The 19,118-nt window shown below is 44.0% G+C and carries 18 protein-coding genes; 14 read left to right on the top strand and 4 right to left on the bottom strand.

Annotated elements, in window-relative coordinates; all coding sequences use genetic code 11:
- Nucleotides 1–47 precede the first annotated feature (47 nt).
- The 5 genes from dusA to AAEU32_RS05880 all read left to right on the top strand — a co-directional run bounded on the left by dusA (nucleotide 48) and on the right by AAEU32_RS05880 (nucleotide 3,725).
- The gene (gene dusA, locus AAEU32_RS05900) at nucleotides 48–1,040 is read left to right on the top strand and encodes a tRNA dihydrouridine(20/20a) synthase DusA (RefSeq protein WP_421969603.1); all 993 of its coding nucleotides are present in this window, start codon (nucleotides 48–50) and stop codon (nucleotides 1,038–1,040) included.
- Between the two features lie 140 nt (nucleotides 1,041–1,180).
- A complete protein-coding gene (locus tag AAEU32_RS05895) occupies nucleotides 1,181–1,387 on the top strand; it encodes a PspC domain-containing protein (protein WP_421969602.1) in 207 nt (68 codons plus the stop codon).
- Between the two features lie 83 nt (nucleotides 1,388–1,470).
- On the top strand, nucleotides 1,471–1,950 hold the full coding sequence (locus AAEU32_RS05890; RefSeq protein ID WP_421969601.1) for a copper chaperone PCu(A)C: 480 nt from the start codon (nucleotides 1,471–1,473) through the stop codon (nucleotides 1,948–1,950).
- 8 nt (nucleotides 1,951–1,958) lie between these two features.
- A complete protein-coding gene (locus tag AAEU32_RS05885; RefSeq protein ID WP_421969600.1) occupies nucleotides 1,959–2,945 on the top strand; it encodes a DUF2333 family protein in 987 nt (328 codons plus the stop codon).
- A 12-nt stretch (nucleotides 2,946–2,957) separates the two neighbouring features.
- On the top strand, nucleotides 2,958–3,725 hold the full coding sequence (locus AAEU32_RS05880) for a TIGR04219 family outer membrane beta-barrel protein (protein ID WP_421969599.1): 768 nt from the start codon (nucleotides 2,958–2,960) through the stop codon (nucleotides 3,723–3,725).
- Between the two features lie 49 nt (nucleotides 3,726–3,774).
- Here the strand turns inward: AAEU32_RS05880 and AAEU32_RS05875 are convergent, their stop codons facing one another.
- Complete coding sequence (locus AAEU32_RS05875) at nucleotides 3,775–4,239, bottom strand: SRPBCC family protein (RefSeq protein ID WP_421969598.1); 465 nt, start codon at nucleotides 4,237–4,239, stop codon at nucleotides 3,775–3,777.
- Nucleotides 4,240–4,464: 225 nt separating this feature from the next.
- On the opposite strand from AAEU32_RS05875, the gene AAEU32_RS05870 reads away from it, so the two are divergent.
- A complete protein-coding gene (locus AAEU32_RS05870) occupies nucleotides 4,465–6,657 on the top strand; it encodes a bifunctional diguanylate cyclase/phosphodiesterase (RefSeq protein WP_421969597.1) in 2,193 nt (730 codons plus the stop codon).
- A gap of 30 nt (nucleotides 6,658–6,687) precedes the next feature.
- Here AAEU32_RS05870 and AAEU32_RS05865 read toward each other — a convergent pair whose 3' ends face one another.
- Complete coding sequence (locus tag AAEU32_RS05865; protein ID WP_421969596.1) at nucleotides 6,688–7,470, bottom strand: META domain-containing protein; 783 nt, start codon at nucleotides 7,468–7,470, stop codon at nucleotides 6,688–6,690.
- Between the two features lie 94 nt (nucleotides 7,471–7,564).
- Nucleotides 7,565–8,296, bottom strand: coding sequence for a substrate-binding periplasmic protein (locus AAEU32_RS05860; protein WP_421969595.1), 732 nt, complete (start codon nucleotides 8,294–8,296; stop codon nucleotides 7,565–7,567).
- Nucleotides 8,297–8,448: 152 nt separating this feature from the next.
- Between AAEU32_RS05860 and AAEU32_RS05855 the strand changes: the two genes are divergently transcribed.
- Nucleotides 8,449–9,714 carry an EAL and HDOD domain-containing protein gene (locus tag AAEU32_RS05855; RefSeq protein ID WP_421969594.1) on the top strand — a complete coding sequence of 422 codons (1,266 nt, stop codon included), beginning with the start codon at nucleotides 8,449–8,451 and terminating at the stop codon, nucleotides 9,712–9,714.
- Between the two features lie 39 nt (nucleotides 9,715–9,753).
- On the top strand, nucleotides 9,754–10,383 hold the full coding sequence (locus tag AAEU32_RS05850) for a paraquat-inducible protein A (protein ID WP_421969593.1): 630 nt from the start codon (nucleotides 9,754–9,756) through the stop codon (nucleotides 10,381–10,383).
- Between the two features lie 61 nt (nucleotides 10,384–10,444).
- On the opposite strand, the gene AAEU32_RS05845 is transcribed toward AAEU32_RS05850, so the two are convergent.
- Entirely contained in the window at nucleotides 10,445–10,945 is a 501-nt protein-coding gene (locus AAEU32_RS05845; RefSeq protein WP_421969592.1) for a glycine cleavage system transcriptional repressor, read from the bottom strand.
- 312 nt (nucleotides 10,946–11,257) lie between these two features.
- On the opposite strand from AAEU32_RS05845, the gene AAEU32_RS05840 reads away from it, so the two are divergent.
- From AAEU32_RS05840 to AAEU32_RS05815, 6 genes are all read left to right on the top strand, one after another.
- Entirely contained in the window at nucleotides 11,258–13,489 is a 2,232-nt protein-coding gene (locus AAEU32_RS05840) for an ABC transporter permease subunit (protein WP_421969591.1), read from the top strand.
- A 17-nt stretch (nucleotides 13,490–13,506) separates the two neighbouring features.
- Entirely contained in the window at nucleotides 13,507–15,156 is a 1,650-nt protein-coding gene (gene pstA, locus AAEU32_RS05835; protein WP_421969590.1) for a phosphate ABC transporter permease PstA, read from the top strand.
- 29 nt (nucleotides 15,157–15,185) lie between these two features.
- Entirely contained in the window at nucleotides 15,186–16,010 is an 825-nt protein-coding gene (gene pstB / locus AAEU32_RS05830; RefSeq protein WP_421969589.1) for a phosphate ABC transporter ATP-binding protein PstB, read from the top strand.
- 48 nt (nucleotides 16,011–16,058) lie between these two features.
- The gene (gene phoU, locus AAEU32_RS05825) at nucleotides 16,059–16,760 is read left to right on the top strand and encodes a phosphate signaling complex protein PhoU (RefSeq protein ID WP_421969588.1); all 702 of its coding nucleotides are present in this window, start codon (nucleotides 16,059–16,061) and stop codon (nucleotides 16,758–16,760) included.
- A gap of 268 nt (nucleotides 16,761–17,028) precedes the next feature.
- Nucleotides 17,029–17,706 carry a TIGR00153 family protein gene (locus AAEU32_RS05820; RefSeq protein WP_421969587.1) on the top strand — a complete coding sequence of 226 codons (678 nt, stop codon included), beginning with the start codon at nucleotides 17,029–17,031 and terminating at the stop codon, nucleotides 17,704–17,706.
- Nucleotides 17,707–17,779: 73 nt separating this feature from the next.
- The gene (locus tag AAEU32_RS05815) at nucleotides 17,780–19,048 is read left to right on the top strand and encodes an inorganic phosphate transporter (RefSeq protein ID WP_421969586.1); all 1,269 of its coding nucleotides are present in this window, start codon (nucleotides 17,780–17,782) and stop codon (nucleotides 19,046–19,048) included.
- Nucleotides 19,049–19,118: the final 70 nt, after the last annotated feature.

Raw genomic sequence — 19,118 nt, 5'->3', positions numbered from 1 at the left:
CATATAATGCGCGCCCAATCGCCAATGCGTTAATACAGGTAACCGCAATGACTCAAAATACAATGCCTTCTTGGCACACTGATACGTTTCGACGCTTTAGCGTAGCGCCAATGCTGGATTGGACGGATCGTCATTGTCGTACTTTTCATCGCATCATGAGTAAAGAAGCTGTGCTGTATACAGAGATGATCACTACTGGCGCGATTATTCATGGTAAGGGGGATTATCTGCATTTTAATCAGCATGAACAGCCAGTTGCTCTGCAGCTGGGTGGCTCTAATCCTGATGAGCTGGCACATTGTGCAAAGTTGGCAGCAGAGCGCGGTTACGCTGAGATTAACCTAAACGTAGGTTGCCCGTCGGATCGAGTGCAAAATGGCCGCTTTGGAGCCTGTTTAATGGCGCAGCCGCAGCTGGTGGCTGAGGGAATCGCAGCGATGAAGGCGCAAACTGATATTCCGGTTACGGTAAAAACGCGCATTGGCATAGATGAGCAAGATAGTTATGAATTTTTGCTTGAGCTAATTGACGCAAACCATGCGGTTGGTTGTGATGACTTCATTATTCATGCGCGCAAGGCGTGGTTACAGGGGCTGAGTCCCAAAGAGAATCGCGAGATCCCACCGCTTGATTATCCGCGCGTGTATCAGTTGAAAAAAGACTACCCACACCTGCATATCAGTATTAACGGCGGCATCAAGACGCTTGAAGAGTGTCAACATCACTTGCAGCATGTTGACGGTGTGATGATCGGTCGAGAGGCATACAGTAACCCATATTTACTCGCCCAAGTTGACGAAACCCTTTACGGGCAGTCGCCATTTACACTCACCCGTCACCAAGTCGCAGAGCATATGCTAGATTATATCGATAATGAGATGCGCCAAGGCGCACGTTTTTGGCATGTTGCTCGCCATATGTTGGGGTTATTCCAAGGTATGCCAGGTGCGAGAGGGTATCGTCGTCACTTATCTGAAAATGGTCATAAAAATGAAGCTACCGCGCAAACCTTAGTGAAAGCGCTAGAATTTGTCAGCTAGTAGCTTTTTTTACTAAGTGTTAGCTTAATTCGCCACCGCCCCAAAATGGTGAATTAATTTATTTCATATAAATCAGATCTTTAGCCATTGGCATGTAATTTGATTAGTTAGTATCAAGCTAACTATTTGGAGTACATACAATGGCTCGTTCAACATCATCACGTTTTTATCGTGACTCACTAGATAAAAAATTATCTGGTCTGTGTGCCGGTTTTGCTAAACGCCATGCGTTGCCGATTTGGTTAACCCGCTTAGCCGTGATCATTCTATTTATTAATGCCCCTATTTTAGTCAGTGCTGCATATTTGCTTGGTCACTTTATCTTTGACGAAGCAATTGTGGTTTAGGTCACTGATTTTACTAAAGACACTCAGGCATCATTAAGCTATATTAGGGTACAGTTACGTAACACAGTTAAAGGGTCGCGATAGTGCGTATTACCTCTCAAGTCTTGTTATTCACTGCCACTTTTATTATTTGTATTTTTAATATTGCTCACGCCCAGATCATGGTGAGTGATGCCAAAATTCGTCAATTTTTACCCGCCACAAAGAGTACCGTCGGTTACCTCACAATTATGAATCACAGTGACCAAGAACGCGTATTGACAGGTGTAGAGAGTAGTTCATTTGGGCGCGTGGAAATTCATACTCATGATATGCACCAAGGGCTCATGAAAATGCGAAAGCTGGAGCAATTAACGCTTGTGGCACATGACACTAAGGTCTTTGAGCCCGGTGGACTACACTTAATGGTGTTTGAGCCTAGCCAACCTCTTAAAGTCGGCACAGATATCACCATAACGCTTGTTTTTGCCAATGGAGAGCGGGTAACTACACATGCTCAGGTCTACAGTTTGTTAGACGAGAAGCCAAGCAATGAGGATGTGCATCAGCATCATCATAATTAGGAGTATTTATGTCTCAATACAAAGGAATTATCGCAGGCGCAGTTGCGGCTATTTTACTACTTTTTTATTTCATAGCGGTGTATTGGAGCATCGAACCGGAGCCGTTTGATGTTGTTGCCAACGCACAGGAACAGGCGCAGCAGCGCAACGAGCAGGTGGTTACAGGCTATGTGACGACCTCTACTTTGATTTCGGTAAGTGAGGCGTTGTTAAATAAGCCTGGTGGTTATCTAAGTAATGACATGATGCCGCCAAGCGTGATGATGGATAATATGCCCGCGTGGGAATTTGGTGCTTTAGAGATGGTACGCGACCTAGCACTTTCTATGCGTAAAGACTTTAGTCGTTCTCAGTCTCAATCTACAGAGCATCCATCTTTGAAAAAGGCGCAACCGCAATTCAATATCAGTAGTACTGCGTGGTTATGGCCAAGCGCTGAAGGTGAATATCAGCAAGGTATTGATTATTTAGTGGAATATCGCTCGCAAATCGCAGACAGTGGCGACCGTCAAAGTCAGTTTTACGCCCGCGCCGATAATTTACGAGCCTATGTTAAAGAAGCAGAAAAGCGTTTGGGCAGTTTGAGTCAACGACTCAGTGCTAGTGTAGGGCAGGATAAAGTAAATACTGATTTGGCTGGAGATAAAGAAGCGCATCAGGCGACATACGCTCCGCTAGAGCAGCAAGTTAAAACATCATGGTGGCAGATTGACGATGTGTTTTATGAAGCGCGAGGTGCCACATGGGCGCTATTGCACTTTTTACATGCCGTAGAGCATGATTTTGCTGATGTTTTAGAAAAGAAAAATGCTAAAGTGAGCGTGCAACAAATTATTCGTGAGCTCGAAGCAACCCAAGAGCCAGTTTGGAGCCCAATGGTACTAAATGGTAGCGGTTTTGGGTTTGTTGCTAATCACTCATTAGTGATGGCGAATTATATTTCACGTGCAAATGCCGCACTGATTGAATTAAGCGAATTACTCGCGCAAGGATAAAAAGGGGAAACAATGAAAAAGTATTTACTTGCCGCAGCAGTGTCGTTGTCGACGATGGCACCAGTAGCACAGGCAGATACCATACTCGGTTTGTACATTGGTGCTGAAGGGTGGCAGGCTGATTCACAGGGGAGCTTCTCTAACTCAGGTAGTATGCAAGAGTTTAACTTTGAGGACGAAACGTTCACAAGTTATTACGCAGCGCTTGAGCACCCTGTGCCGTTAGTACCGAATATTAAGCTTAAGTACACCGAACTAGAGCTTAATGGCTCTGCGCTATTGAGCGATGGTTTTACTTTTGGTGATGAAACCTTCAAGGTAGATACCACGGCGATGACCGCCGCTGATCTCACGCACATAGACTATGTGCTGTATTACGAAATATTTGATAATGATCTAGTATCGATTGACTTGGGTCTGAGTGCAAAGCAGTTCGACGGTGAAATCACCGTAGCGGGCGATGCTCAAAGCTCAGATGCAATGGAAACGGTCACCGTAGAATACTCAGGCTTTGTGCCACTTGCTTATGCGCGTGGTGAAGTAGGCTTGCCGTTCACTGGATTAAGCGTATTTGCCGAAGGCAGTATGTTGGCGCTTGATGACAGCTCAGTTCACGACTATCAAGTGGGCGTACAGTGGGAATTTATCGACAACATGGCAGTTGATGTTGCAGTACGTGCAGGTTACCGCTCAATGTTGATTGAGCTTGATGATATTGATGATATTAGCACTGACCTAGACGTGTCGGGTCCGTTTGCGGGTATCCAAGTGCATTTTTAATGTATGCATGTATTAAGAAGCGGCGTAAGCCGCTTTTTTTATGTGTAGGTTATTCAATCTCTAGGGTGGGTAGTTCAGCGTTAGTTTTAAGGTTGTTGAGACTGTGAATCAGTGTGTTTTGCAGTTGATGTTCAGCCAAAAGCGCTAAATAAGGGCCCAACACAGGAATCGATATATCGCCAGTTTGCTCCCAGGTAATCGTACAGCCAGAGCCTGTGGAGGTGATTGTTATGATGCCGTCAGACAGAAATTCGTTATTAATGAGCAGTTGAAACTGTACCTTGTCAGTGGTCTGCTGCGTGATAGAAAGCTCACCATACGTATAGTGTGCCGACCAAAATAAATTAGCGCCCACGCCCTGTCCCTGTGCACTTAAAGAAAGCTGTTTATCTGAATCAAATTGTGAAATCGCTAACCATTGTGGCCATTTACTCAAATCGCTGAGCCACTCAGTCACCTGCGGCGCGGGGCGACTAATGGAAATACTGTGCTTTGCGTGATAGTTCGGCGACATAATCAGGCCACACATAACCCAAATTAGAACCAAAAGGATTAACACTTTTAATATATTTATTAGTGGGTTAAGCACAATAACTAAAGCCTCTCTATGGAATCTTTTAAATTATAGTCTGAAGATTAGACTATACTGATAAAACCGAATTTTCTATCACTTACTTGATGAATAAAATTGTATTTAAACAAGCCGCTTACAGAAAAACCTATGTCTATAAGGTAGAGCATGTCATCTCCGAGTAGTGATTACATTTTTCTCCATGAAGAATTTGAAGAACAGCAAAAGTTGCTCAGTGGCTTTTGGGATGTGTTGATCGTTGACGACGACACTGAAATACACGCCGTAACCGAGCTGGCTTTGTCAAACTTTGAGCTTGAGGGCAAAGGGCTGCGTTTTCATCATGCCTATGATGGTGAAGAAGCAATTAAGGTGTTGCGTAACAATCCCAGTATTTCAGTGGTGCTGTTAGATGTAGTGATGGAAACGGACGATGCAGGCTTAGTCGTCGCCAAGCGCATTCGTGAAGAGTTAGATAATGCTTTGGTGCGCATTGTGTTGCGAACAGGGCAACCAGGTTCAGCACCAGAAGAAACAGTGATCAGAGAGTACGATATCAATGATTATCGTACCAAGACTGAGCTCACTCGGGCCAAATTAGCTGCAACATTAGTGACCGCACTGCGCTCGTATAGCCAAGTTACGCAACTGTCACTACAGAGCCATCTACTTAGTGTGATACTCAGTGCCAGCGAGGCGATTTTGAGCTGTACAGACATAGAACCATTTTGTGAACTAGTCATTGAGCGAGTCGGTTTATTCAGTGAAATACATGATAGCAAAGGGTTTATTTTTGGCTTGTCTGATGACAGCAGTATTGTCATTCATGGAGATGTAAATACTGGGAGCAATCTTGCAGGGAAAATGCTTGCCAGTGACCAACTCCCTAGTGCTTTAAGTGAGCAGGTAATTACGTGCTTTCATTCGCAAAGCCATCAGTTTTCAGAGCACGGTGTAACCCTTTTTTGTAAGGCACACCAAAACCATTACGCTATTCACCTGCTCAGTCACACGCAAATAGATGATCACTTCTTAGCATTTCTGGACTTATTTTTATCTAATGTAGGTATGGGGCTGGACAACGTACTGTTGGTAAAAACACTGCGTGAAATTGCCTTTAAAGATGGGCTCACGGGCTTAAATAGTCGCAATGGTTGTCTTGCAGAAGTGCAAAAGAGTATCAACCATCCAAATCCAGATGACTACCTCGTACTTATCGATATAAAACGTTTTTCCGATATTAATGAAGGGTTGAGTCAGGATGTCGGTAATGATGTGCTTAAAGCGGTTGCTCGGCGTCTCGAAGATACTTTCGTAAATGCCTCTATGCTGGCGCGGCTGGGCGCTGACGTATTTGCAATGTTGGTTAACAGCAAGAAAGTGCCATTTGAAAGTTTGCAACACTTTTTAACCGCCCCATATCAAGTGGGCGAGAACCTCATTTACTTGAACTTCAGTTTTGGTCTGTGCCCAAGTAGCTTATTTGGCAAAGCAGCAACCAATGCAATTAAACGTGCCGCCATTGCCCTGAGTATGAGCAAAAAAGCTGCGGGCGAGAAATGTGCTACTTTCGATCTATCAATGGAAGAGCGGGCCGCATGGCGTCTCAATATGATTTCACAGTTGCGTAAAGATTTCGCCGATAGGAAGTTAGAAGTGTGGTACCAACCGCAATTACAACTCGATACTGGTGAGGTTTATGGTTGTGAGGCGCTACTTCGTTGGCGTAACGATAATGGCGAATATATTTCGCCCTCGGTATTTGTGCCTTTATGTGAGGATGCTGGCTTAATTATTGAGATTGGACAATGGGTGTTAGAGCAAGCATGTGAAACACAAAAAATGCTGGCTAAGCAAGGAATAGACTTGCGAATGGCTGTTAACGTGTCGGTTCCTCAATTTAAAGTTGCAGGGTACGTGCAAAGTGTTAAGAGCGCCCTTGAAAAATATGAAATGGATGCCAACAGGCTGGAGCTTGAGGTCACAGAAAGCATTGTAATGGATGATGTAGAAAACCTGGTTGACACACTAAAACAGCTGAAAAAGCTGGGGTTAGATATCGCCATTGACGACTTTGGCACTGGGTTTTCGTCACTAAGCTATTTACAGAAACTGCCATTTGATCGCTTAAAGATAGATAGGGATTTTATTAAGGGTATTCCAGACTCAGATAGCGGTGAAATCGCCGAGCTAGTGGTGTCACTGGCGAAGCGGCTTAATGTGAAAGTGCTTGCTGAAGGGGTGGAAACACCACAACAAGAAGCCTATTTAAAATCAATTGGCTGTGATGAGGTGCAGGGCTTTTTCTACGCCAAACCACTCAACATCAAGGATTTAAGTCAGTATTTGAGCAAAAAATAGCGGCGCTACTAAGTAGCACCGCAAATAACGTCATTGCATATGAACAGCTTTAAAACTGGCAAGCGGACTTCCTTGCTCATTTTTGAGCGTAAGCGTATCCCCATTGATATGATAAGAGAACGTATCGATGAGCGCTTGGTTTAGCTTTCCCTCTTGCTCCATAAATTCAAAACACATTTTTTTAGTCATTGCTAAGGTGCCAAAACGCAAACCAAAGTGTTGACCTTTTACGTAGTCCCCGCTGATTTGATTACATCCTAAAAAACCGGTGACGCGGCCGTCATTGTGCAAGGTAATTTGTGGCTCACGTTGTTTCACTTCAATATTTTCATCACCCACGGACTTGGCCTTCCAATAGGTATTAACAAGTGCCTCATTGGGCTTTGCTACGCGCTGCATCATTACTTTCACAAGTTCGGCATTTTGTTCAACACCAAACGGGTCATTGTTTTGCGTTGTGGTATAACGCAGTTCACCATTTTGAGTAATTTGCGCCCTGACACTGTAGCGCATATTGCCCTGTATTGAGTCGGCGGGGTAGGTCAACTCAACGCTATAAGGAGGGGCACTGTTTAGCGCCATCGTTTTACTGGTAATAACCGTTGCCGGTGCATCCATTCTTGACACATCAATCAATGACACTGTCAGCTCTGAACCAGGCGGTTGCATGCTACGATCTTTATACAAGACTTCTACGGTCATTGACTTAGTTTGCTTTACCACCGTGGCGTCAGGGGGGCTTTGGGTTTGGCTACATGCACCGAGCAATGCTGTGCCCAACACGAGGGCCGCAATACGAACCTGCTTATTCATAATCTTAACTCCTTTGTGACTTGTCCCTAATCTAAGTGAATAAGGATTAATTGCTCCTTAATGATAGACGCTAAAGTGCTTAAACAAAGCAAGCTCAGTGTTCGCTATTGAAGTGTTGTAAGTATTTGTGCTCAAGGCGAGTGAGTGTTTTTCCTGATTTGAGGGTGCTAATCGCCGTATTTATTTTTGGTAGTAAGTGTGCGTGTTCGGCTCTTAGTCGCAGGTGTAATTGTCCATCTGAATGCTCAGCTGCGAAGACAACTGGAACCCCCAGCTTCTTTGACCAGTATTTGGCAGGAAGATCGCCGATAATGGCAACATTTATGCGCTTTTTCCCCAACGCCATAATAAGCTCGCGTTCTGACTCAAAGTCAACTCGTTCAAACTTTTCGTCATCATGGTAAAAGTACCCTCTAACGGTGCCGACTTTGTTACCAAAAATTGAATCGATATCGAGATAGTATTGTTCTTTAGCTGAGGTTGTAACTAAATACTCACGTACGGGGAATAATGCGTCTGAAAATACGAATTGCGGGTCGTTTTTCTCCTCTTCGCTCAGCCAGCTTGGGCTAATTACCTCAAAGTCCAGTTGCTTGTTTTGCATAAATTGGTTAATGCGCTTGGCGGGAAGTGGCACATATTGAATATCAACATTGGCTTGCTGCATAACTTCAATAACAAACTCTTTGATAAGGCCAGGGGCGTTTTCAGAGCTAGTTGTATAAGGATACCAACTGCCGCTGGCATCGACATTGTATTTTAATGGAGCGGCTAATGCATTTGCACTACAAAGAAAACTGAGTACTAAAGCAAAGATGTACTGCAAAACTATTACCTTTGTCTTTTAAGTCAATTGTTTAAGTATAGACGAAAGTACAGAACGAGGTGCTAAGTTTATGTTGTTATTGTATAAATAATGACATCTCGTGATTTTTTATTAATATAAAAGTATCGCTAACTTAAAATCCGAGTCCATCTATGCATGAGCAACGCCGTTTGGCAACACAAAGCTATGAAGCTCAATACGTTGCGCGGCAGGCAATATTTTCAGTTGATCGGGAAGTTGTAGCTTATGAATTACTTTATCGGGACTCGCCTATCAATGCGTTTCCATTCCAATTAGAAGACTCGATTGCCACGGGAAGAATGTTTTTCGATGTCATCTTGTTGCAAGGTTTAGAAAAAGTCAGTGATGGTCAAATTGCATTTATCAATCTTGCAACAGATGCATTGCTAGAAAGCCTGCCAGAGCTTATTCCCCCTGATAATGTGGTGATTGAAATAGTGGAGCGAAGTCGCTCTATTGAAAGTCTTGAAAGAATAATTAAATCGCTAAAAAGTAAAGGTTATTGCTTTGCCTTAGATGACTATGACAGTGCGCCGAAGTGGGAGCCATTACTTAAGCTGGTGGATTACATTAAAATTGAAGTGGAGCCATCGTTAGCGGATACCGTAACCTTGGTGAAGCATCTCAAATCGCGTTTTCCTGATACGCAATTGATTGTCGAACGTGTTGAAACACATGAACAAGCCGATGCAATCATTAATGCTGGGGCGGATTTACTGCAAGGTTTCTTCTTTTCTTTGCCGCTTATGCTGGAGTATAAAAACATCAGCCCATGTAAGCGTACCATCATGAACTTACTGTCTGAAACACTGAACCCGGAGCTCGACTTTAAAAACATCACAAAACTGCTCAGTGTTGATGTATCTCTTACCGCAAGAATTCTCAAAATGGCCAACAACTTTGGCGGTGCTCATGCTGCAATAAGCTCTCTGCAACAGGCTGTTACCTATATTGGGGAAGATCACTTACGGCGATTTATTCGCGTGCTTGCTCTTGGGGAGTTGGGCACAGATAAACCAACAGAGCTGACAAAGTTGGGGTTAATGCGCGCTCATTTCATTGCATCGGTGGTTTCCCCTGCTGGAAAAAGTTTTATAGAGCAAGGGTACTTACTCGGTTTGTTGTCGGTATTGGATGCGGTTCTGGATGTGCCTATTGATGCTCTAGCGAAAGAGTTCTCACTCAGTGGGGAGCTTAGTAGTGCGCTTTTGGATGCCAATGGCATGCTTGGTCATGCGTTGGGTGCAGCGTACGCCTGCGAATTATGCCAATGGCCGCTGGCTGAGGAAATTTTGCAGACAATTCGCCCTGCCAGTGACAAAAAAGTATTGTACGATGCGCTCACCGAGGCGCGCACCTACTGCGACGAGACAATGCATTTGCTCAGTAAGGAATGACGCAGTAAGCTCTTGGTATAGGTACAGTGGAGAGCTTACATGTCGAAAGTACTGATTTTCTTATTATTACTCACTTCTCTTGTGTTACTTGGCTTCGCGGTGACGCAGCCAGCACTGACAATTGAGGCGAAAATTGCCAAGTCAGAACTCGCTAATACTGCAGTGCAAGCGATCACTGAAGATACACACAGTCAAAGTCGACAACTACTTTACATGCTCTCAGAAATGTTGGGCTTGGATAAACTCGAAGGGCATATTGATGCCTATGGTAAAACCCGCAGTATTTGGGGGACTGTAATCGAGTTGTATGAACATGATAACCGCCTCGTGGCAATACTGGTCGGTGCCTTCTCTGTTATCGTGCCAGTTAGTAAATCACTGATGCAGTTCACGTATTTATTGCTCCCTCACACTCATGTAGGTAAACAACTTAGTAAAAGTGCTGGAGTGCTCAGTAAATGGAGTATGGCCGATGTCTTTGTGCTGGCATTGATTATCACCTTCTTAGGAGGTAATGCCGATGGTCACTTTGGTCAGTTAGTGATTATGAATGCTCACCTACACCAGGGCTTTTGGCTATTTTTAGCGTACTGTATGCTTTCAATTGTCATTGCCATGTTGGTTCAGTCTATTAACCCTCAGGATGAGCATTCTTTGACCCAAAAATAGTTATTCCCTGACAATAAAAAACGGCCCCACAAGGAGGCCGTTTGAATCTAGATTCAAATCGTTACTCTTCAACATCCACGATAACATCGGGCGTAATTGACTCCAGCGCTTCGATCACTGCATCTTTGCTCATACCAACAGGTAAAGACACCGTTGCCATAGCACTGAAAAGTGGTACTCCCCAATTTGGTGCGCTTTGTTGTTTGGAGGTTAAATGAGTGATATTCGCGCCTTTGTGACGTATCACTGATGCTAATTCCTGCACTATACCTGGGCGATCATTGCCCGTGATCACTAAATTAATTTGCTCAGGTGTATCAGCTTGAGAAATTTCACCTGTTTCTACACGGATTTCTAGGTGGTTAATGCTATCTAGCGCCTTTTGAAGCTCGCTAAGGTGCTCTTCGGCTACTTCAACTTGAACGATACCCGCAAATTTACCAGCGAGGTGTGAAAGATTACTGGCTAACCAGTTGCCGTGATGCTCGAGAATGACTGAGGAAAGATCTTCAACGAGACCGGTGCGGTCTTTACCGAGGATGGTTAAAACTAACTGCTGCATATGAGAATTCTCTTTATTATTGTCAAATAAAAGCCCTAATAAACAGGGGGTAACCAAGCATTGAGAGTTAATTAACATAATGTTAATAAAGGCTTTTTTTAGGCTTGGGAAGCTTCTAGCGCTTTTCAGAGTCAAGTATTGACCCCTTTTTAGTGTTTGTCCAATTCTACTGAAAAGATCATGGAAGAAATGTACTCCTTTACGTTCATTTACGTAAAACAAACCCCTTTTGCTTCGTTTTGCGCAGGTGTAACAAAACTGTCATTTTGATGCAATATAATGCGCGCATCGTGAAGATGTAAGGGTAAGTTGATGACTTCCACTGGGCAAAATATGTCTTTAAGCACGGATAGAAGCCGATTGGTTAAAGACAAAATAGCGCAATTTAGTATTACCTCAGGCGGGGTAATGGTACTGGTAGCGCTGTTGTTGATATTTTTCTATCTCCTGTATGTAGTTCAACCGATTTTTGAATCAGCACACATCCAACAGCGCGACGCTTTTAGCGTCGAGCAACAGCATGTTGTCGGCCTTGGCCTTGAGGAGCAAACTGAAATCGCTTACCTATTAAAGCGCGATGGTCAGGTTGATTTCTTTAACATTCAAGAACAAGGTTTTGGTGAGCAAATTACCCAGTTAAACGCACAACTATCTGGCGCTGTAACTAGTTTCGCTAAAAGTGCACCACATCAAGGGTTGTATGCCTATGGTCTGGATAACGGTGAAGTGGTTATCGTCAAACCTAGTTTTCGCGTTAGCTTCCCGAACAACCAACGTAAACTGACGCCAGTTCTTAACTACCCGCTGGGTGAAGCGCCCTTGGTTGTTGATGACCAAGGTCAGCCAATTAAGCGCTTTGCGTTCGCACAAAGCGAAGAAAAGGTAGCGATTGTTGCTCTCACAGCGGATAAGCGCATTGTATTTAGCGCTTATGTGGGTGAAGAAAACTTCATGACGGGTGAAGTTGAATGGGTCGCCGAGCAATCAGAACTAGAAATCGATGGTCGCATCGATGAGTTACTCATTTCACCTGATGCGAGTCGCGTATTTGTGCGCTCTGCAAACCAAATTTACATCTTTAATAGCCGCTATGCTGATGACGTAGAGCTTACGCAAATACTTGCTGCTAACGAAGAGAACGCCAATATCATTTCAACCCAACTTCTTGCTGGTGCAAACTCATTAATGCTTGCTAATGATAACGGTGAAGTGTCGCAGTGGTTTGAAGTGAATACCGACGATGGCAAAGCATTCAAGAAAATCCGTGCTTTTGAAACCTCAAAGCAGAAAGCGGTAAACATCTATTCTGAATTTTATCGCCGCACCTTCTTTACCACGGGTGACAATGGTGAGTTAGGTGTTTATTACACCACTAGTGAGGCAAAGTTATGGCAAGGAAAGGTGGCCGATAGTGCTATCAAAAACTTTGCTATTGCGCCACGCGCCAATGCTGCCCTTATCCTTGCTGATAACAAAGTCAGTGTGCTGGAAATTGAAAACGAGCACCCAGAAGTGACATGGTCAGGTATTTGGCAAGAGGTGTGGTACGAAGGCTACCCTGAACCTGATTATATTTGGCAGTCAACATCAGCCAGTGATGACTTCGAGTCAAAGTTCTCATTAGTACCAATTTCATTCGGTACGTTAAAAGCAGCGCTATATGCGATGTTATTTGCTGTGCCAATCGCACTTTCTGCGGCAATATACACAGCTTACTTTATGTCCAGTGAACTGCGCAAAGTGGTTAAACCAACCGTTGAAATCATGGAAGCGTTACCAACTGTAATCCTTGGTTTCTTAGCTGGATTGTGGCTTGCCCCTTTGATTGAAGAGAACTTGCCAGCCATTGTCGCGCTGTTGGTTTTATTGCCGATAGCTATTTTAATAACAGCGCTAGCTTGGACTAAATTACCGGAGCAAATTCGCCACCGCATTCCTGAAGGCGCGCACTCTGTGATTCTAATTCCAGTGGTGTTATTCATTGGTTGGTTATCATTTGCTATGAGTGGCTCAATCGAGAATTGGTTGTTTGATGGCAATGTGCGCAAGTTTATTACCAACGATTTGGGTATGACTTTTGACCAGCGTAATTCATTGGTTGTAGGTATTGCGATGGGCTTTGCGGTTATTCCAACCATTTTCTCTATTGCAGAAGACGCGGTGTTCAGCGTACCAAAACACTTGTCTCAAGGCTCATTGGCATTAGGCGCTACACAATGGCAAACCTTAGTTCGCGTTGTATTGCTAACTGCCAGCCCAGGCATTTTCTCTGCTGTGATGATGGGATTGGGTCGTGCTGTTGGTGAGACCATGATTGTACTAATGGCAACCGGTAACACACCAATAATGGACTGGAGCATCTTCCAGGGCATGCGTACCTTAGCGGCGAATATCGCGGTAGAAATGCCTGAATCAGAAGTTGGCAGTTCGCACTACCGAATTCTGTTCCTTGCCGCATTCGTACTGTTTATTTTTACCTTTGTCTTTAACACGCTTGCTGAGTTTGTTCGTCAGCGCCTGCGTGAAAAGTACAGTTCACTGTAATTTAAAGGAGAGACGACATGTTAAAGCAGTGGTTTAAGTCTGGTTCTCCTTGGATTTGGATGACCGGCGGTGCGGTAAGCATCAGTTTGATTTCAGTAATTGGTTTGCTCGCGCTTATCGCAGGCCGTGGCCTTGGATTTTTCTGGCCATCACAGGTTCATGAATTTCAAGTTGAAGGCTCGGTACCAAAGCAGGTAGTGATCGGTGAAATTTATGACCGTGAAGTTGTGCCTGCCAGCCGTATCCGCCAATCGGGTGTCGATTTAGGTGACTTTGACGGTGAAGAAGTGACCCGTTACCTAGTAAAAACAGGTAACCGTGAGTATGTAGAATTGGATTTCCGTTGGTTGTTGGAAACGGATATTAAAAGTGACGCAACACCGGCTAACTTGGCTGTATTCGAGCGCTCTAAAAACGGTAACTTTTACGGTTATATTGAGCAAGTATTTGAAAATGGTAAAGAAGTAACCGGCGATAAAGTTGCTAAACTTGAAGAGCTCGTTGCACGTGCTGTGGAATTGAATGACCAAGCGCTGGATCTGCAAAATGGCGATATTGGTCACATTAACTACACCCTTGAGCGTTTGCGCTTACAAGAGCGTGCGTATGAACTTGACGGTGAACTCACGCATCAACGTGTTGCTGAACTCGAAGCAGAACGTAAGCTATTGCGTGAACAGTACAAAGAGTTAGAAAAATCGTTGTTTCAGTTACGCGATGACGCCAAACGTGATCATGTGGTTGTGCGTGACATGCGCGGTGAGCTAGTGACTTTGCCGCTGTACCAAGTGTTGGACTTTTGGTTACCAAATGACATGGGCTTTTTCGCTAAAGTTGGGCATTACTTTGGTCAGCTGGGCAAGTTCGTTTCAGACGACCCACGTGAAGCAAATACTGAAGGCGGTGTATTTCCAGCAATATTCGGCACCGTGTTTATGGTGATGTTGATGGCCGTTATTGTTACGCCATTTGGTGTGGTAGCGGCTATTTACCTGCACGAATATGCAGCGAAAAACGCAGTAACTAAAATGATCCGCATCGCCGTCATCAATTTAGCGGGTGTACCGTCAATTGTTTATGGTGTATTTGGCCTTGGTTTCTTTGTTTACATGCTCGGCGGCAGTATTGACCAATTGTTCTATCCTGAAGCATCGCCAAGCCCAGTGTTTGGTACACCAGGTGTGATTTGGTCGGCGCTAACCTTGGCAATTTTGACTCTGCCTGTGGTGATTGTATCAACCGAGGAAGGTTTATCGCGTATCCCAAGTGCAGTGCGTCAAGGTTCACTTGCATTGGGTGCGACCAAAGCTGAAACGCTGTGGCGTATTGTTGTTCCAATGGCGAGCCCAGCAATTATGACCGGTTTGATTTTAGCGGTGGCTCGAGCGGCAGGTGAAGTGGCGCCATTAATGCTGGTTGGGGTGGTTAAAATGGCACCGACCTTACCATTAGACGGTAACTTCCCGTATGTGCATTTAGACCGTAAATTTATGCACCTAGGTTTTCATATTTATGATGTTGGCTTCCAAAGCCCGAATGTTGAAGCTGCGCGTCCACTGGTTTACGCAACAGCATTTTTGTTAGTAACCGTAATTATCGCCCTGAACATTACTGCAATTGGTATTCGTAACCACTTGCGTGAAAAGTTCCGCGCGCTAGATAACTAATGTAAAGAATTGAGATAGGTATAGACGTTATGATTTCAGTTGCACCCGAAGTGAATGCAAACTCTGCACAAAAGTTGGATTTAGAGAATCTAACCCCTGAGCAAACTGCATTACAAATTAAAAACCTCGATCTTTACTACGGTGAGAAGCAGGCACTGAGCAATGTCAGTATGACCATTCCTAAAGGGCAAGTAACAGCCTTCATTGGTCCATCTGGTTGCGGCAAATCGACGCTATTGCGTTGTATTAACCGTATGAATGACTTGGTTGATACGTGTCGTATTGAAGGTGAAATATTACTGCACGGTGAAAACATCTACGACAAACGTGTCGATGTGGCAGCGCTGCGTCGTAATGTTGGTATGGTGTTCCAGCGTCCAAACCCATTCCCTAAATCTATCTACGAAAACGTTGTTTATGGCCTACGCTTACAAGGCATTAAAGACAAACGTAAACTAGATGAAGTAGTTGAAAAGTCATTGCGCGGTGCAGCGTTATGGGATGAAGTAAAAGATCGCTTGCATGACAGCGCCTTTGGTTTGTCAGGTGGTCAGCAACAGCGCTTGGTAATCGCCCGCTCTATTGCAATTGAGCCAGAAGTATTGCTTTTGGATGAACCAACATCTGCACTTGACCCAATTTCGACTCTAGTTATCGAAGAGCTGATCAGTGAACTAAAAAATAAATTCACTGTTGTGATTGTTACGCACAACATGCAGCAAGCTGCGCGTGTATCAGACCAAACCGCGTTTATGTACATGGGCGAATTGATTGAATACGCCGACACAAACACATTATTTACAACACCTAACAAGAAAAAGACCGAAGATTACATCACCGGTCGTTATGGTTAAGTGAGCAGCGCGTACTGTCATTAATGGGTAAGAATTAAGAAGGGCATTATGGAACACAATATCAACAAGCATATTTCCGGTAAGTTCAACGAAGAGCTAGAAAATGTGCGTAATCATGTGCTGAGTATGGGTGGCTTGGTAGAGCAGCAGCTTAATAGTGCACTTGATGCGGTGAGCAAAGGCGATACTGAATTGGCAAAAAAGGTAAAAGAGAATGATTACCGTGTTAATGCCATGGAAGTGAATATTGATGAAGAGTGTACTCGCATCATCGCTAAACGCCAGCCAGCGGCGAGTGATTTGCGCTTGGTCGTAGCTATCGCAAAAACGATTGCAGATCTTGAGCGCATTGGTGACGAAGCTGAGCGTATCGCGAAAGTTGCATTGGACTCATTTACCAAGGATCAGCAAGGGTTGTTGGTCAACATGGAAAATATGGGGCGTTTAGTATCGCGCATGCTTCATGATGTCCTCGATGCATTTGCACGTATGGATGCGCAAAAGGCATTTGAAGTACACAAAGCCGATGAAAAAGTTGACCGAGAGTATGAAGCGCTGACACGTCAAATAATGACCTACATGATGGAAGACCCTCGTTCAATCCCGCGGGTAATGGAACTTATTTGGTCGGTACGTTCGTTAGAGCGTATAGGCGACCGTTGTCAGAATATTTCTGAATATGTGATTTATTTTGTTAAAGGCAAAGATATTCGTCATGTATCGCAAGATGCCATCGAAAAAGCCCTGTAATAAATGAGAAGAACGCAGGGTAAAAGGACTTTTGCCCTCATTTGTGCTGAGAATTCACACTGTTTTTGAGTTGGCAAAACAATGATGAATTAAGCATGAAAAACCATGCTTTTGGGGTGTTAATAGGGTAAAATTACGCCTGAAGCATACACGATACAAATCGACATAAAATTGAAAATATTAGTTGCGATTATAGGGTTAATCATAATTCGCTAATATGACTAATTTATGATGATTTTATTGCAAACTAAGATTCAAAGGGTCAGTTATGCCTAGTAATGCGTTTTTAGGGGTTTTTGCAAAATCTCCTATTAAGCCAATCGAAGATCATATTAAAAAGGTGCACAAAGCCAGCGCCATGCTTATTCCATTTTTTGAACATGTGTTTGAAAAACAATGGCCTGAAGCTGAGGAACTACGCCTAAAAATCCGCTCACTTGAACGTGAAGCTGATGAACTTAAGCGTGAAATCCGCCTTAACTTGCCACGTGGGCTTTTCTTACCTGTTGAGCGTACAGATCTATTAGAGCTGATCACTCACCAAGATAAGATTGCTAACAAGGCGAAAGATATTGCAGGTCGTGTTGTCGGTCGTGAAATGGCTATTCCAGAGTCAATTCAAAAAGACTTTTTGCAATATCTATCGCGTTGTGTGGATGCGACTAAACAAGCATCAAAAGCTATCAACGAGTTAGATGAGCTACTAGAAACAGGCTTCCGTGGTCGTGAGGTAACGCTGGTAGAAAAAATGCTAGCTGAACTAGATGCAATTGAGCAAGATACGGATGACATGCAAATTAAGTTGCGTCAGGAATTACGTCGCATCGAAGACACAATGAACCCCGTTGACGTGATGTTCTTGTACAAGATCATTGAATGGGTGGGTGACTTAGCAGATCACGCTGAACGAGTAGGTTCTCGTTTAGAAGTGTTGCTAGCCCGTTAACATTGCCAGGATTTAACACCGTGATTTGCAGTGTGTTAAGTCAAACAAAGTTAAAAACAAAAAGGTTTTTCTGATGGATATTATTTCGTCCTACGGTACCCTGCTAGTACTAGTTGCCGCAGCGGTAGGTTTCTTTATGGCTTATGGTATCGGTGCAAACGATGTAGCCAATGCCATGGGTACTTCTGTGGGTTCAAAAGCACTCACAATCAAGCAAGCAATCATCATTGCGATGATTTTTGAATTTGCAGGTGCTTATCTTGCCGGTGGTGAGGTAACTTCAACGATCCGTAAGGGGATCATTGATGCTGCTCCTTTTGTTGATGTTCCTGAACTAATGGTTCTTGGTATGATCGCTGCCTTGTTTGCTGCAGGTAGTTGGTTATTGATTGCATCGCTACTGGGATGGCCAGTTTCGACTACTCACTCAATCATTGGTGCAATCATTGGTTTCGCACTTGTTGCTGTAGGTAGCGAAGCGATCCAGTGGACTAAGGTTGCAGGTATTGTTGGTAGCTGGATTGTAACCCCTGCTATTTCTGGCTTTATTGCTTACCTTATCTTCATGAGTGCGCAAAAGCTGATCTTTGATACTGATAAGCCGCTAGAAAACGCGAAGCGTTTTGTTCCTCTATACATGGGTCTAGCTGGTTTTGTTATGTCACTTGTGACAATCAAAAAGGGCTTGAAGCACATTGGTATTAACATGGGTACATTTGAAGGCTATGCACTTTCAATTGGTATCGCCGTGTTAATCGCGATTATTGGTGCTGTTATTATCAAGCGCATGAAAATGGACCCTAAAGCCGACAAGAAAATGCAATTCAACAACGTTGAAAAAGTATTTGCTGTGCTTATGGTACTTACCGCTTGTTGTATGGCGTTCGCACACGGTTCGAACGACGTGGCAAATGCGATTGGTCCACTAGCTGCGGTAGTGAACATCGTTGAAGCGAATGGTGAAATTGCTAAGAAAGCGGCACTAGCATGGTGGATTCTACCTCTTGGTGGTATCGGTATCGTTGTTGGTCTTGCAGTTCTTGGTAAGAAAGTAATCAAAACAATCGGTGAAGGTATTACTCACCTAACACCAAGCCGCGGTTTCGCTGCTGAGCTAGCTGCTGCATCAACGGTTGTTATTGCTTCTGGTACTGGTCTACCTATCTCGACAACGCAGACCCTTGTTGGTGCTGTATTAGGTGTAGGTATGGCGCGTGGTATTGCCGCACTGAACATGGGTGTAATTAGAAATATTGTTGTTTCTTGGGTAATTACATTGCCTGTTGGTGCTGCGCTTGCTATTGTAATCTTCTACATATTACGAACAGCATTTGGCGTATAAAGCGTAGGCGCACATTGCCTACCACGACTAAACAGTCTTTTAGCTTGAAAAGATCTCAACGCCCTTGGTG

Source organism: Pseudoalteromonas maris (assembly GCF_049257235.1).
In the GTDB taxonomy this organism is placed as follows: Bacteria; Pseudomonadota; Gammaproteobacteria; order Enterobacterales; family Alteromonadaceae; genus Pseudoalteromonas.
The sequence above is the reverse complement of the archived record's forward strand: the minus strand, read 5'-3'. Positions and strand labels throughout refer to the sequence as shown.